This is a genomic window from Pedobacter sp. MR2016-19 (assembly GCF_014947265.1).
In the GTDB taxonomy this organism is placed as follows: domain Bacteria; phylum Bacteroidota; class Bacteroidia; order Sphingobacteriales; family Sphingobacteriaceae; genus Pedobacter.
In genome coordinates this window covers 214997-231072 of record NZ_JADCNK010000004.1, presented here as the reverse complement: position 1 = coordinate 231072, position 16076 = coordinate 214997, and the positions used below count along the sequence as shown (strand labels likewise).

8 protein-coding genes are annotated in these 16076 nt (G+C 38.0%); 4 read left to right on the top strand and 4 right to left on the bottom strand.

From position 1 onward, the window contains the following. Positions 1 to 54: 54 nt before the first annotated feature. Complete coding sequence (locus IM793_RS07975) at positions 55 to 1104, top strand: hypothetical protein (RefSeq protein WP_193420497.1); 1050 nt, start codon at positions 55 to 57, stop codon at positions 1102 to 1104. Between the two features lie 370 nt (positions 1105 to 1474). Further along, positions 1475 to 2017, top strand: a complete 543-nt coding sequence (msrA, locus tag IM793_RS07970; protein ID WP_193420496.1) for a peptide-methionine (S)-S-oxide reductase MsrA — start codon at positions 1475 to 1477, stop codon at positions 2015 to 2017. On the opposite strand, the gene IM793_RS07965 is transcribed toward msrA, so the two are convergent. The 4 genes from IM793_RS07965 to IM793_RS07950 form a co-directional block, all read right to left on the bottom strand. Then, on the bottom strand, positions 2018 to 3106 hold the full coding sequence (locus tag IM793_RS07965) for an acyl-CoA dehydrogenase family protein (RefSeq protein WP_193420495.1): 1089 nt from the start codon (positions 3104 to 3106) through the stop codon (positions 2018 to 2020). A gap of 15 nt (positions 3107 to 3121) precedes the next feature. Further along, a complete protein-coding gene (gene pnuC / locus IM793_RS07960; RefSeq protein WP_193420494.1) occupies positions 3122 to 3784 on the bottom strand; it encodes a nicotinamide riboside transporter PnuC in 663 nt (220 codons plus the stop codon). Positions 3785 to 4141: 357 nt separating this feature from the next. Then, complete coding sequence (locus IM793_RS07955; RefSeq protein WP_193420493.1) at positions 4142 to 7039, bottom strand: DNA gyrase/topoisomerase IV subunit A; 2898 nt, start codon at positions 7037 to 7039, stop codon at positions 4142 to 4144. A gap of 1107 nt (positions 7040 to 8146) precedes the next feature. Then, a complete protein-coding gene (locus IM793_RS07950; RefSeq protein WP_193420492.1) occupies positions 8147 to 8635 on the bottom strand; it encodes a cytidine deaminase in 489 nt (162 codons plus the stop codon). Positions 8636 to 8672: 37 nt separating this feature from the next. Between IM793_RS07950 and IM793_RS07945 the strand changes: the two genes are divergently transcribed. Continuing rightward, positions 8673 to 13775: a translocation/assembly module TamB domain-containing protein gene (locus IM793_RS07945; RefSeq protein ID WP_227256176.1), complete on the top strand. Its 5103-nt coding sequence runs from the start codon at positions 8673 to 8675 to the stop codon at positions 13773 to 13775. Further along, entirely contained in the window at positions 13759 to 16071 is a 2313-nt protein-coding gene (locus IM793_RS07940) for a BamA/TamA family outer membrane protein (RefSeq protein ID WP_193420491.1), read from the top strand. Before IM793_RS07945 ends, IM793_RS07940 begins: the two co-directional genes overlap by 17 nt. Positions 16072 to 16076 lie beyond the last annotated feature (5 nt).

The following is a 16076-nucleotide window of genomic DNA, read 5'->3' as shown; positions in this document are numbered from 1 at the left end:
TCCTACTTTCATCGGTCCGGAAAAAGACTAAATTTTAATTATCTAATATATTCTATGAAATTCCCTCAATTAGCAGGCACCCTAATACTTGGTTTTGCCGCAATCAGCTTATTTGCCAACTGTAATTCAGACGGTAAGAGCAGTGGCGGCATTGGTAAAATCTTCTCATCTGATACCACTAAAAAGAAAACCGACTCGACCGTAAACGTAATGAAACCGGTTGATCCAAAACTTTACGATTCGTTAGTAAAAAAACTGGCAAATGGAGATACTACCGGAAGATGGCCGGTAAAAAAACAACCATATCCTTTAGCTGGGGCTATTTTACCGTTTAAACGCATTGTTGTTTATTATGGAAACCTGCATTCAAAAAAAATGGGCGCTCTTGGCGAGTATGCGCCTAAAGAAATGTGGAAACGGTTAAATGCTGAGGTTAAACATTGGGAAAAGGCTGATCCTACCACCCCTGTACAACCAGGATTACATTACATTGCCGCAGTAGCAAGTGGAACACCTGGGAAAGATGGAAAATATATCAACAGGATGGGCAATAAACAGATCGATTCTGTTTTAAAAATTGCCAAAATGCAACCCAACACAATTGTATTTTTAGATCTTCAGGTGGCTTTAAGTACTATAAAAGCAGAATTACCGCACATCGAAAAATATCTTGAACTGCCTTATGTACATTTAGGTATCGACCCGGAATTTTCAATGAAGGATGGTTCATTACCTGGCAGAAAAATCGGTACTTATGATGCTGCAGATGTAAATTATGTAACGCAGTACCTGGCCGATATTGTTAAAAAACACAATTTGCCTCCAAAAGTATTTGTATTGCACCGCTTTACAAAGAAAATGGTAACCAACTCAGCTAACATTAAATTACGTCCTGAAGTGCAGGTGGTAATGCATATGGATGGATGGGGCGAACCCGATTTAAAAATAGGTACCTACCGCCACTTTATACAGGGCGAGCCTGTACAGTTTACTGGATTTAAGCTGTTTTATAAAAATGATCTGAAGAAAGAGCCTAAACGGTTAATGACTCCGGAAGAGCTATTAAAGCTTAAACCAAAACCGATATATATCCAATATCAATAAAACTGAAGCCTGTAATTACGATTACAGGCTTTTTTTATTTGCTTCCCAGTTGGAAAAAGCATATCAAGTCGTAGCATCACGCTACGACTTTCAAAAAATTAGAAAATAATAAATTTCTTTGCGAGATGCTAAGACCAGCGTTTATTGAAATATTTCTATCTAGTTTTAGCGTCGCGCCGTGACTTTCAAAAATTAGGGGAATATTAAATGTCTTTGCGTATATTTAAGAGAAAGATTTTTAGGTTTTATATAAAACATGTCTTCCTTAAAACACCCAGGAATAATTAATCTTTAACTATACTGTAATATCAAAAAAATGTCTTTTTTTTGATTGATCCAAAAATTGGAACAGATTTTATATATGTAGGATATGCAAATAGCAACATTTGGCGGAGGCTGTTTTTGGTGTACCGAAGCCGTTTTTCAGACATTGAATGGGGTAAGCCAGGTTACATCAGGCTACATGGGAGGAGATTTAAAGCATCCTACTTATATGGAAATTTGTAATGGCAACACCGGACACGCAGAAGTAATTCAAATTACGTTTGACGAGAGCGTAATTTCGTTTAGTGAGTTGTTATTGGTATTCTTTAAAACCCACAACCCAACAACCCTGAATAGACAAGGTAATGATGTGGGTACGCAATACAGATCGGTAGTGTTTTACAAAAATGAAGATCAGAGAAAACTGACGGAGAAAATGATCGAAGATTTAACCAAACAGCAAATTTTCGATAAGCCCATTACAACAGAAGTTTGTCCTGTAGCCGAATTTTATGAGGCTGAGGACTACCATCAGAACTACTTTAGCAACAACCAGGGAAAACCTTATTGCGCATTTGTAATACAACCAAAACTGAATAAGTTTGCTACTGATTTTAGAGATAAAATTAAACCAGAGCTTTTGGAATAATTAAATTTCGAAAGTAAGTAAAGCATGCTGACTAGCTGTATGAATATCTCTCCAAACCCTGTTAATTTCTGATTCCTTCTTTGCAGCCTCCAGGCCACAGTATGGAAATAAAGTAGCTGCCGATTTCCAACAGGTATGGACCAATTTACGGCTGATTGAACTTACCTCGCTTAGTTTGTCATCAGTAATTTCTCCATTACTCATTAACTGATTCCAGGACGCATCAAAATTATAATAGAATTTTGCACGAAGGCTTAACACTTCTTCTTTGCAGCGGTTAAGTTCATGATTAAAAAACAAAATTTGTGCTTCGCTATATCTTCCTAACCCGGAACGGGAGTAAAATGATTGCTCTACCAGCTTAATAAAATGATTGGTCATCCCTAAACTATTTACCGTTAACGTGGTTTCTGCGAGCTGCAAAAAGGGATAGTCAAAGCCAGAATCGGCCACTTCAATTTGCTGGTTAATTTTAAAGGCACGATTTTCTTCAACCTTTAAATCGCAAACTTCAAAAGCATGGCTCCCTGTGGCTATTAAACCAAAGTAAGACCAACCAGGTAAAATATTTACTTCCTCTTTTTTAAGGATGAATGACTTAATTTCCGGTTCTCCATTTTCATCCAAAATGTCATCACCATTTTCGTTTTTAAGTGTACAGTTAGCGGTAAATATAGTGGCGTGTAATGCACCACTGGCATAACTCCATTTTCCATTGAGCAGATAACCAGTTTGCGTTTTAATGGCCACACCACCAACAGCACCACTTCCGGCAAAACAAACTTGGGGATTCGCAAAAATCTCTGCGGCCAATTCGGGATTTAAAAACCCTGCAAACCAGCCTGCACCGGCACAAAGTGTAATGGTCCAACCTAAACTTCCGTCGGCTTCTGCTAATTCTTCTTCCAGTCTTAAAATTTCAGGGAGCTTTTTGTTTGGTCCTCCATAAATTTCGGGTACAAAAAGTTTAAACCAGTTTTCCTGATAGGCCAGTTCTAAAATTTCGGGATGAAGTTTACCCATTTTTTCAGAAAGTGCGGCATAATCTTTTACTTTTTCCTGCCAGGTAGTTGCTAATGTTTCACTCATGTTTTTTTATAGAATCTAATTAAGCCAACTTGAGTTTGCTTTTTTAATAATTTTCTTCCAGTCAAAAAATCCAAATATAGCTACGACGAACAAAAACGTAGTTAAACAGGCCATAAGCGGAAGCTTTTTATGAAATAGCAACGGAATGGCCACAATATTCGAAATATTAAGGAATATCCAGTTTTCTATTTTCCGTTTGGCCAACAGCCACATGCCTGCCCAGGCAGTAGCAGAAACAAAGGCATCTGCGATTGGAACATCCGATTTGGTAAAGAAAATATCTATTTTAGCAATCACAAAATGTTCAGGCAAATTGATTAGAGCGGTGTAGAAAATTCCAAACCCTATTACAGAAATTAAAACAGCTATAAGTAATTCTTTTCTTGTTGACCATAGAACCTCCCTATGGTGATGATTTTCCTGATTTTTCCAAATTAGCCAACCATACACGCTCATTACCAAATAATAAACATTCAGTACAATTTCTGCATATAAATTCGCTCTATATAGTAAGCTCATCACCAATAAAATAGAAATAATCCCTGTTGGATAAAGCCAGATACTATTTTTCTTTGCTAATAAAACTTCAGATACGCCGAAACCAACAGCGAGCCATTCGATTAATGAGGTGTGTAAAATTTGCTCCTGAAAAAGCTTAAACCAATCTTGAAAATTCATTTACAATAATTTGCTTTGCAGCCGGTAAAAAAACAATTAGCTACTGTTTTCAGGGCGAAACAGTTTTGTAAATTTTAACCTCTTCCTACGGCGGCATTACCCGCATCAGGTTCATTAGAAGGTGTAAGGTTTGAGGTATAGGGCATAAGGTCAAACCCTATACCTTAAACCTTTTGGCTTAAACCTCTAAATGGGTATAATCTCAGCAAATTGATGGCAACAGAAATTGCAACATCAAAAAGCACCCCTTTGAGCATGGCAAATATAGCTTTAAAAATGAAATGTTTTGGTTGAAATACGAAGAGTTGTCAACTTTCTTGCCACCAGGCCATTAAAGTTGACAACTCTCAAGTCTATTTAAAACAAGCCCAACTGCCCCTTATCGTCAATATCAATATCATCCGGATTGGTAATTTCGAAATCTATCTTTTTAGCAGGTTTTTCTTCTAACTCAGGTTTCTCTTCGGTTTTAACCTCTTCCTTTTTAACAGGTTCGGCTGCTGGCTTTGTTTTTTCTACTACTGGCTTTTCTACTGCAACAGGTTTTTCTTTTACCTCTGGCTTATCCGCTTTAACTACAGGCGATTCTGCACGTTCAAATTTAGGCTTTAGCTGCGTTGCAACAGCTTCATCCGTAATTGTAGCATCATTGGCTTCAGTATCAGTTGCCGTTTCTTCATTATTAACCGCCTCATTAGCTGTTATGCCATCATCCTCATTTTCATCAACACTGGTTTCTTCAGGTTCTTCAACAGCCACTTCAGGCTCTTCTAATACCACTTTCTGTACATCATGTGGCGATAATCGATTACCATTTGCTTTTAATCCTTTAACATCAATCAATTCAGCTAAGGTTAAATCCAACGTTTCCGGAATCTGGGTTTTACCTTTTAAAACATCGACGATAATTTTCGCTGCCGGATTTGAAGTAAGGTACAGCAACTTCGATTTCTGCTCCTCACTGATAAAAATGGTTTTCCTCCCGTTAGCTTGTAGTTCGAATACAAAACGTTTAATAAAATAGTTCTGCGCTTTGCCTTCAAAATGAACAGCGGCAAAAATCTGTTCAGGATCAAACTTCTGAATCAGGATTAATCCATCATCAAAGTGATTGCTCAGTTCGAAAGAACTTAACTCATAGTAACCATCTTTATGTACCTGTAAAATGCGGTCATCACCATCAAATTCGCCCAGGTATTTTCCACGACCATCAACATTTAAGCGTTTCAATAAATCATCGTACCAGATCTTCAGACCCGATAAGGTAGAAACACCCTTACTCTTCAAAATGATCTTCTTAACCGGATATTTTGAAATGATATTCCCCTGCGATCCACGTCCTTTAATGGCCACTTCTGCAAAATCCTGATCGAACTGAAGTTTACGCAATTTAGAATGCGGTTTCAAGGCAACATTCACAATTTCCGCCTCACCATTCGGGTTGGCAGTAAAATATAAAACCTTCGAACCTTTAGATCCTTTGGTTAAATCGTATTCCTTATCGCGTGTTACCCCAACTACGGCAAACCTTTTAATATAAGATGTACCGCTGGCACCATCTTTATAAACCATGTTGTAAATGGTACGCTCATCATTTTTCTTAAAAACCTGGGCGTGAATAATACCTTTACCTACAAAGGTCTTATCAGCCACCTTGGTGATGATACATTTACCATCTTCGCGGAAAACAATTACCTCGTCTATATCCGAACAATCAGCCACAAATTCATCCTTACGTAAACCTGATCCAATAAATCCATCCTCACGGTTCATATATAGTTTTACGTTAGCCAATGCAACTTTAGATGCTTCTACCCGATCAAATAAACGGATTTCGGTTTTACGCTCCCTTCCTTTTCCATATTTACTCAATAATTTCTGGTACCAGGCAATCGCGTAATCGGTAAGATGTTTTAAGTGGTTTTTAACGACTTTAATCTCATCTTCCAGGTTTTTCATCTGCTCATCGGCTTTTTTCACATCAAAACGGGTGATGCTACTCATTGGCTTATCAATCAGCTTCTTAAAATCCTCAGGTAAAATTTCGCGGTAAAGCGATGGTTTAAATGGCTCAAATAAAATATGTAATACCTCAACTACAGTATCAAAATTAGATGAGTTTTCATATTCAGGATTTTTGTACATCCCCTCCTGAATAAATATTTTAAGCAAAGAACTAAAGAAAATTTTCTCCTGCAGCTCGTGCAAGCGAATCTCCAGCTCTCTCTTTAATAAATTTTTAGTGTGTTTGGTATTTTCAATAAGGATATCGTTCACACTCAAAAAGAGTGGCTTATCACCCTGAATAATACAGGTATTTGGTGAAATCGACACCTCACAAGCTGTAAATGCATACAATGCATCAATGGTAACATCAGGCGAAATACCCGGTGCCAGATGCACTACAATTTCTACATTGGCCGCTGTATTATCCTCAATCTTTTTAATCTTGATTTTGCCTTTATCATTGGCCGATAAAATACTATCAATAACAGAACCAGTGGTGGTGCTAAATGGTACTTCGGTAATTACCAAAGTCTTTTTATCCTTCTCGGTTATTTTCGCACGAACGCGGATTTTACCACCACGCTGCCCTTCATTATAATTCGAGAAATCGGCCATCCCGCCCGTAAAGAAATCGGGTAATATATTTGGGCGCACCCCTTTCAGCGCATCTATCGAGGCATCCAGCAATTCGATAAAATTGTGTGGCATTACCTTGGTAGCCAAACCCACGGCAATACCCTCAGCACCCTGTGCCAATAACAAAGGGAATTTAACCGGTAAAGTTATTGGTTCATTATTACGCCCGTCATAACTTAACTGCCACTCGGTAGTATCAGGGTTAAACACCACATCGTTGGCAAATTTTGATAAACGTGCCTCGATATAACGGGGTGCAGCAGCACTATCGCCAGTAACCGGATCGCCCCAGTTACCCTGCATATCAATTAATAAATCCTTTTGACCAATCTGTACCATCGCATCGCCAATAGATGCATCACCATGCGGGTGATATTTCATGGTGTTACCGATTACGTTGGCCGCCTTATTAAAACGCCCGTCATCCATCTCTTTCAAAGAGTGCATAATGCGTCGTTGAACGGGCTTTAAACCATCGTTAATGTGTGGAACTGCTCTGTCGAGAATTACATAAGACGCATAATCGAGAAACCAGTTTTCGTATAAACCGTTGATTGGGGTTATGGTATGTTTGTGCTCTTCGTTTACGTTTTGATCTAATTCTTCACTCATTTATCTACAAAAATTGGCAGCCGTAAATATAATAAAAATGATTACACAGAGTGAAGAGAGGTTATTCACATTTTGAGATCTAAAAAGTCGTCATCTCGACTGAAACGAAGTGGAACGGAGAGATCTATCCAGATAGATTTCTCGACTGCGCTGCACTCCGCTCGAAATGACGATCGTTGGGTACCCATCTCTAGAAAATAATATTGTAATTTATCCTATCGGCTGGTGTCTCACCTGCCGAAATCTAAATTTGTTATGTTGATTTGGAAAGCAGGGTTCCGTAAGTTTTGTTAAGTGTTAATCCGGCTTTCCGATACGATCTTTTTGATGCTCCAGCTCAGCCCAAGGCAGCAAAAAGGATCTCCCCTGCAATCCGGTTTAGATAAATAGTTTTGTGGTGCTATTTAGGGTGGCAAAACGTAGAACTATCCACAGCTGATGTTTAGAGCTTACATCTTCTTCTTAAATTGTCTCCTATGTTTACAAAGGCTAACAAGAAATAGTAAACGCTACATCATCCCCCTTACCCCTTTAAAGGCTATCGACACATCTACATTAGCCTGTATTTGTTTTAGCGCATATTTCTAATTCGATCGTCATGCTGAATTTATTTCAGCATCTTTCCTGCTAAATAACGAGCTTTGATATCTCAAAAACTATAGTTTGGAGATAAAAGTTAATTTTTTTCCGCTCTATGCCTTATCCGTGTCGACACAATTAAGTAAAACATTCTTCTATCGCTCTATGCCGCGGGGCATGGTACTTTGGAGTGCCAAAGTACCCAAAGCGCTCTGTCAATCCAGCAATGGGCCTTTTACACACCCTACACTCATCAAAAAAACAGCGGCACTTCGTTTTGTGTTCAATATTTCTTAAAGCTTTAAATTAGCGTCTATGAACACAAAACCACTGCGTTCTAGGTTTGGCAGTGCTATTTGTTCCTTCCTACAACTGTTTTTTTGATTTCTCTGGCCCTTGGGATTGACTGCGTTCTTCGGTTAAAACAAGGTATTATTTAAGGAAGCTAGCAAAACGCCTAAAAAATCAACCTCAAAAAGATGTGTCCACACGATAGCCTTTAAAAGGGTGACGATTTTTCTTTCGCCACTATCGCTCCAACCGATCCTCTACAAATGAAAAAGGCAGTAAACTCTTTACACTCGGTACTTTTAAAACCTCTCCGTTTAAGCAATAAAAAATCACCTCGATTGGTGCATTTTGCTTACGTTCAAACTCTGCCATCACCTGCAAACAGCCGCCACAAGAGGTAACAGGTTTTAATATCTCGAAGTTATCCGTTTGGGCAGTAATAGCCATACTTTCAATCACTGCATTTGGGTAGGTAGCGCCGATGCTAAAAAGAGCTACACGTTCTGCACAAAGACCAGATGGATAAGCTAAATTTTCCTGGTTGCTGCCCAGAACGGTATCGCCTGAGGCCAGGCGGATTGCCGTACCAACTCTAAATTTAGAATAGGGAGAATAAGAGGTATTTAAAGCCTGTTCTGAAAGTTCGCAAAGGGTTCTATCTGCCAATGTTAATTCTGTAATACTTTCGTATTGTTCAAAAGATATATTTAGATTTAATGAATTCATTTGTAACTAATTAGTAAACCGCCAATATTAAATTTTTATGGCGGGCGAACAATTTAAGTTATTTTTTGTATTATTTAGTAAAACAGGCCTTAAAATTAATTTTAATGGCTTGCTTTTAGCATTTATCAAACACCAAACACACTTAGCATTGAATAAATACGTACGCAAAAGTCTAAAAATTCTATTGTGGGTAATTGCTTCCATCATCATTCTGGTAGTTGGTGTAGCGCTATCCTTAAATATTCCAGCTGTTCAAAATTTTGTTAAAGGCAAGGCCATAAATTACCTGAAAAACAAGACCAAAACAGAGGTAAGTTTAGAAAGCATTAAAATCGCATTGCCAAAAGATGTGGTTCTAAACAAATTTTACATCGAAGATCGTAAAGGTGATACTTTATTATATGCCGAAAAACTAGCGGTTGATATCAGTTTATTTAAGCTATTAAAAAATACAGTTGAGATCAATAATATTGAACTAAAAAATGTACGCGCCAATGTGAAGCGCATCACTCCCGAAACCACCTTTAACTTTTCTTTCCTGGTGGATGCTTTTACAAGCGATCAGAAAAAGCCAGAAGAAAAAGTAAAAAAAGATACCACTTCTACCCTAAAATTCTCTGTTGATAAAGTTTCTTTCGAAGATATTGGCATTAACTACCGTGATGATGTTGCAGGTAATGATGTGAAATTATATTTAGGCGCCTTTAAAACAAAAATTAAAGATTTCGATCTGGCCAACCAGCATTATGTAATTAAAGAGTTAAGCCTGGTGAATACTTCGCTTCGTTATTTACAGCAAAAACCTCTTGTCAAATTGGTTCAGCATATTACCAACAGCGTAGATAGTACGGAAAAAGAACAGGGCAAATTGCCATTAATCGAGGTACAGAACTTCGTTTTTAACAATGTAAAGGTAAACTACGACGACCAGATCTCGACAACCAAAGCCATTGCCACTGTAAACGACCTTGGCCTGGCAAACCTGAAAGTAGATTTAACCAATAGTAAATATTCAGTTGATGATGCACATTTAAACAAATCGAATATTCTTTTCGCCTTTAAGCCAGCACCAAGCAACGATTTAAAGAAAGTTAAAGATACTGTAGCGCCCCAAAAATCAGCTTTAGGCCTCGTTATCAAAAACATTAGTTTAGCCGATAACGATGTACAGTTTGATAACCTGGCAGCTAAACCTGCTCCTAAAGGAATGGATTTTAACCACCTTAAAATTAACAAGCTTAATTTGGGGGCTAGTGATGTAAGTTATAGCGCCGCAGGTATAAAAGCAAATGTTAAAAATGGATCACTAAAAGAGAAAAGCGGCTTTGTTCTGGATGAATTACGTGGCGACGCGGTGTATAACGACAAACAGATTAAACTGAACAATTTCATCCTGAAAACACCAAATACCTCTATTGAAAATGCAACTGAGTTAAATTTCACCTCAATGGAGGATTTAACCAAACATCCTGAACGTGTAAAACTGAATATTGCCCTTAAAAACACCACCATTGGTTTGAAAGATGCTGGCTTTTTCAGCACTGCCATACCGGCCAATTACCGCAACGAAAAAATAAAAATCAATGCGGATGTTAATGGTTATTTAAACAACCTGAATATCCCAAAACTGCAGATCAGCGGCTTAAAAAACACCCAGATTGATATCAGCGGAAATGCCAAAGGTTTGCCCGATATTAAAAAAACCTTTCTTGATTTAAACATTAAAAAACTTCATATTACCAAAGGTGATATTTTGGTAGCTGTACCTAAAAAATCAATTCCTCCTTCAATTGAACTGCCTAATGTAATCGATGCAAAAGGTAATTTTAAAGGCTCAATGACTGATTTCAATACCAACCTGAACATCAACACCGATATGGGTGGTGCAGTGATAGTTGCAGGCATGAATGGCCCTAAAGGAAAAGAAAGTTACAAGGCAGATATCAGTTTAAACAACTTCAACGTAGGCAGGCTGTTAAAAATGCAGCCAAAACTGGGCCGTGTTTCGGTTAAGGCCAATGTAGCAGGTACCGGCCTAGATCCCAAAAAAATCAATGCTAAGTTTAATGCCAGGGTGTTAAGTGCTTATTACAATAAATATACTTATCGCAATTTAACTCTTGCCGGCAATTATAGCAACCAGAACATCAGCATTAAAAGTAGCATGCCCGATAGCAATGCCAACTTTAATTTAGATGCTAAAGTAAATATGGCGGGTAAATATCCGGCGGTAAAAGCCGATTTAAATTTAAAACAGGTAAACCTTCAGGCACTAAACTTTAGTCCGACGGTTTTAAGTGCCGCAGGAGTGGTTAAAGTAAATCTGACCACTGCCGATGCAGATTATTTGAATGGATCGGTTGATGTTACGGGTTTACAACTGGTGAAAGATAAACAGAGAATTAATGTCGATACGATTTCGATCCGTGCAAAATCTACCGCAACAGAAAATGAACTTACACTAAAATCTGAAATACTCTCAGCAAAAATTGACGGAAAATACCAACTGACCAAAGTAAGTAGTGCAATAATTAACGAAATCAATAAATATTATGCTTTCGGAACCGTTAAAAAGGTTCCGGATCAGCGTTTGCGCTTTTTTGTTCAGGTTTATGATTCTAAACTATTAAAGAGTTTTGTACCTGAATTAACGGTTTTTAAACAATCTCAATTTTACGGATTGATTGATACACAAAAAGACAGCCTACAGATCAAAGGTAATTTCCCGCAGGTAGTTTATGGAGATTTCAAAGTAGATACAACGGTTTTAAACATCAATAACGAGAATAATAAACTGGACTATAGTTTAACGGTTAAAAGCCTTCAAAGCCCGTCTGTCGCACTATTTAATACAGAAGTAAGCGGTGAGGCTTTAAATAATAATTTAGGCGTTAATATTTTCCTTCGCGACAGACAACTTAAAGACAAATATGTAATAGGCGGTACTTTCCAATCGATTAATAAGGATTTTAAATTTGCTTTAGATCCTCAAAAGTTATTGCTTGATTATCAAAAATGGGTGGTTTCGCAAGATAATTACATTCAATTTGGTGCATCAGGCATATTGGTTAATCAGTTCCAGATCAGCAACAGCGGGCAGTCGCTTTCCATTAACAGTAACCCTACCCAACCAAATGCACCTTTAACCGTAGCATTTAAAGATTTCCAATTGGAAACCTTAACCAAATTTGCAGAAACCGATACCACTTTGGTTGGTGGCCGTTTAAACGGAACCGCAAATGTTAAAGATTTGGCCAGCACACCAAAATTTGAAGCGAATTTAACCATCGACCAGTTGCGCTATCAGAAAGATCAGTTGGGTACTTTACGTTTAGCGGTAAACAACGATACCCAAAATGCCTTCGAGGTAAATATGGCCTTAACTGGCGTACATGAACTGAGGGTAAATGGATTTTATTATACTGCACCTCAAAGCGCATTAGATCTTACCGTGAACATCGATAAAATCGAAATGAAAAATATCGAGAGTTTATCCGCAGGTCAGCTTAAAAATGGCACAGGTACCTTAACCGGCGCCCTTACTGTTAAAGGCGCATTAACGGCCCCTAAAATACTCGGTGATTTAACTTTCAATAATGCGGGTATCAGAGTGGCTTATGTAAACTCCTATTTCCGTTTGCCGAATGAAAAAATATCATTTACCAATGAAGGTATCAGTTTTAACAACTTTACACTGATTGATTCACTAAATCAGAAAGCAACCATCAACGGAAAAGTTTATACGACCGATTTTAAAAATTATCGATTCGGTTTAGATATCCGGATGAACAATTTCAGGGCAATCAATTCTACCGCTGCCGATAATGATATGATTTATGGAACGGTATTTTTAACCAGCAATATCAAAGTACGCGGAGATTTGAATCAGCCGGATGTAAACATGAATATCAACGTGAATAAGGGAACAAAATTCTTCTTCGCTTTGCCTTCAAGTGATCCGGCGATTATTGACCAGGAGGGTATAGTACAGTTTATTGATGCTGATGCACCGCCGTTTAACGGACAAAAAGCTTTAAAGGTTGATAGCATTAGTAAATCCCCTATTAAAGGTTTAAACCTTGTAGCAGCTGTAAAAGTAGATCCGGAGGCAGAACTGAATGTGGTTGTAGATGCATCTACCGGCGATAATTTAAAAGTTAGAGGCGACGCAGACTTAAATGTAACGATGGATCCAAGCGGAAAAATCAGCATGACTGGCCGCTATGACATTGTTGATGGTTCGTATAACTTAACACTGGCCGTTGTAAAAAAGGAATTTAAACTGGTTAAAGGCAGCAGCATCGTCTGGACAGGCGAACCTACTTCTGCAACTGCAAACATTACTGCTTTATACGAAGTTAATGCTGCTCCTATCGATCTGTTAAACCAACCAGATCTTTACGAGGCGAGAACAAAACTACCTTTCCAGGTTTATCTGATGATAAAAGGCGAATTATTAAAGCCAACTATTTCATTTAAACTCGACTTGCCAGAAAATGAACGTGGTGCTTTAAATGGCCAGGTTTATACTAAATTAATTAATGTAAACCGCGATGAAAGTGAGTTGAACAAACAGGTTCTTGCTTTACTTGCCTTAAACAGGTTTATTGCGAATAATCCTTTTCAAAGTCTGGCAGGCGGAGGTGGTGGTGTTTCTACCCTTGCCCGTTCGAGCGTAAGCAAACTGTTAACCGAGCAATTGAATAATTTAACCTCTGATTTAATTCAGGGTGTTGATCTTAACTTCGGCGTAAATTCATCTGAAGATTATTCAACCGGTTCGATGCAGCAAAAAACAGATCTGGAGGTTGGCTTATCTAAAAAACTGCTAAACGATAGATTAACCGTTAGCGTAGGAAGCTCTTTTGCTTTAGAAGGGCCTCAGGCACCAGGAGAAAAATCGACTAATATTGCCGGAAACGTAAACGTAGAATATGCCCTCTCTGCTGATGGACGGTACCGTTTGAGGGCTTACCGCCGAAATCAGAATGATATGATTGTACAGGGACAGATTGTTGAAACAGGCCTGGGCTTTACCCTGGTAGTAGATTACAATAAGTTTAGAGAGATTTTTCAAAAGAAAAGAATAAGAAGAATAAGAAACATTGAACAGAAAGCACAAGATGAGAAAACTAACTAGACCGCTTTTATTTTTATTGGCCTGTTTAGTTTGGGCGGCTTGCAGCAGTACCAAATCCTTAAAACCAGGGCAGATTTTGTATACCGGTGCTGAAGTAAAAATCAATCCAGACTCATCGGGGAAAATTGACAATGAAAAACAGGTTAAAACCGATCTGGAAGCTAAAACAAGACCACGCCCTAATAAGTCGTTTTTGGGTATAAAATTTAAACTTGGCATTTACAATTTTGCTGGCGAGCCCAAAAAGCCAAAAGGTTTTAGAAACTGGTTACGCAAACAAGGGGAAGCTCCTGTGTTATTAAGCGAGGTAAAGCTAAAATACGACAATGATGTATTATCTAGTTATCTTATTAGTGAAGGCTATTTACAGGCAACCGTTACCGGCGATACCCTTGTAAAAGGAAAAAAAGGTAAGGCCATTTATACTGCCGTTACCGGGCAACGATATAAAATCAACAAGATTAATTTCCCTCCTGATACCGGGGCACTCACAAAAATCATCAATGCCAACAAAGAGAAAACCTTGCTAAAAGTTGGCGATTATTACGATATCGATACTTACAAAAATGAACGGATCAGGATTGATAACGACTTAAAGGAAAGTGGTTATTTCTATTTCAGCCCCGATTATTTAATTATGCAGGTAGATAGTACTATAGGTAAAAACCTGGTTAATGTTTCGGTTAAAGTAAAAGACATTGCTCCTGATGCTGGATTAAAACCTTATACTATAAAAAACATTAACATCTACCCTAATTATTCGTTAAGGAGAGATAGTACATTAAGAAAACTAAAACCGCTTCAGTATAACGATTTCAATATATACGATGACCGGAACACCTTTAAACCAAGACTTTTTGACCGTTTGGTATTCTTTCAAAAAAATGAACTTTATAATCGTAAAGACCATAACCAATCATTAAACCGCATGGTTAATGTGGGTGCCTTTCAGGATGTAAGAGCCGAATTTTTACCTGTTGATAGTTTCAAAAACAATCAACTCGACTTGAATATCTATTTAACTCCTTTAAAGAAAAACTCACTTACCTTTTCGGTTGTAGGCACAAGTAAATCGAACAATTTCGTCGGTTCGGAGGTGAAAGTAACACAAACCACCAGAAACTTGTTTAGAAATGCAGAACAATTGGATTTGAGTGTTAGTGGTGGTTTTGAAACCCAGACTAAAGGAACTTCTTTAGGCAAAAACTCCTTATCGTTAACTGCCGAAGGAAAACTAACCTTCCCCAGGTTTATTGTTCCTTTTTACAAACCGAATAGCACAAACGCTTTCATCCCGAAAACGATTACGTCGCTTTCTTATCAAATGCTTAATCGTGGTTCTGAATATACCTTACATGCATTTAAAGGCCAATATGGTTACAACTTTAAAGAGAATTTGTACAAAGAGCATAATTTTAATCCGATATCTATCAGCTATATTTCTACAAGTTTTCCCAATAATACAAGAGATAGTCTTTATGAAGTTAATCCACTATTAAGAACTACTTTGGAAAGTCAGTTTATTATTGGCAGTAACTATAATTTCACCTATACCAACCAGATGGAGGATAGGCGGAGAAATAACACCTACTTCTTTGGAGGATTAGAAACCGGGGGTAATGTTTGGGGAACTTTTGTACCAAAAGATGAAGAAGGGAAACGTACACTTTTTAATGTGCCACTAACCCAGTTTATCAGGGCAGAAGCCGATTTAAGAGACTATTACAAAATTACCAGAAACTTAATCTGGGCAAACCGGTTAAACTTAGGTTATGGTTATGCTTATGGAAACTCTACCTCATTGCCATTTGTTAGGCAGTTTTTTGCTGGTGGTAGCAATGACATCAGGGCTTTTCCAGCCAGAACTTTAGGTCCCGGAACTTTTAAGGTTAAAGATGATGCAATTTTTGCCGATCAGGGTGGTGATATTAAGTTGATGCTTAACTCAGAACTGCGTTTTAAAATAGTAAGTGTACTGTATGGCGCTTTGTTTGTAGATGCGGGAAATGTCTGGTTAAGAAAAGAAGATCTTGGAGAACCTGGCAAACCGGAAACGGCCAGGCTTGGATCTGGCTTTAAGCTGAAAAATACTTTTAACGAGCTGGCCGTGGGTACTGGTGCAGGATTACGTGTAGATGTAAGCATTTTTGTAATCCGCTTAGATGTAGCCTTCCCAATTCGTAAGCCGTATTTACCTGAAGGACAAAGATGGGTATTAGATGATATTGCCTTTGGAAACAAAGACTGGCGAAAACAGAATATAATTTATAACATTGGGATAGGATATCCGTTTTAATTCTT

What these genes read in the sequence shown, in the direction of transcription:
- IM793_RS07975 (WP_193420497.1), top strand. Translation starts at nt 55, where the DNA reads ATGAAATTCCCTCAATTAGCAGGCACCCTAATACTTGGTTTTGCCGCA.
- msrA (WP_193420496.1), top strand. Translation starts at nt 1,475, where the DNA reads ATGCAAATAGCAACATTTGGCGGAGGCTGTTTTTGGTGTACCGAAGCC.
- IM793_RS07965 (WP_193420495.1), bottom strand. Translation starts at nt 3,106, where the DNA reads ATGAGTGAAACATTAGCAACTACCTGGCAGGAAAAAGTAAAAGATTAT.
- pnuC (WP_193420494.1), bottom strand. Translation starts at nt 3,784, where the DNA reads ATGAATTTTCAAGATTGGTTTAAGCTTTTTCAGGAGCAAATTTTACAC.
- IM793_RS07955 (WP_193420493.1), bottom strand. Translation starts at nt 7,039, where the DNA reads ATGAGTGAAGAATTAGATCAAAACGTAAACGAAGAGCACAAACATACC.
- IM793_RS07950 (WP_193420492.1), bottom strand. Translation starts at nt 8,635, where the DNA reads ATGAATTCATTAAATCTAAATATATCTTTTGAACAATACGAAAGTATT.
- IM793_RS07945 (WP_227256176.1), top strand. Translation starts at nt 8,673, where the DNA reads ATGGCGGGCGAACAATTTAAGTTATTTTTTGTATTATTTAGTAAAACA.
- IM793_RS07940 (WP_193420491.1), top strand. Translation starts at nt 13,759, where the DNA reads ATGAGAAAACTAACTAGACCGCTTTTATTTTTATTGGCCTGTTTAGTT.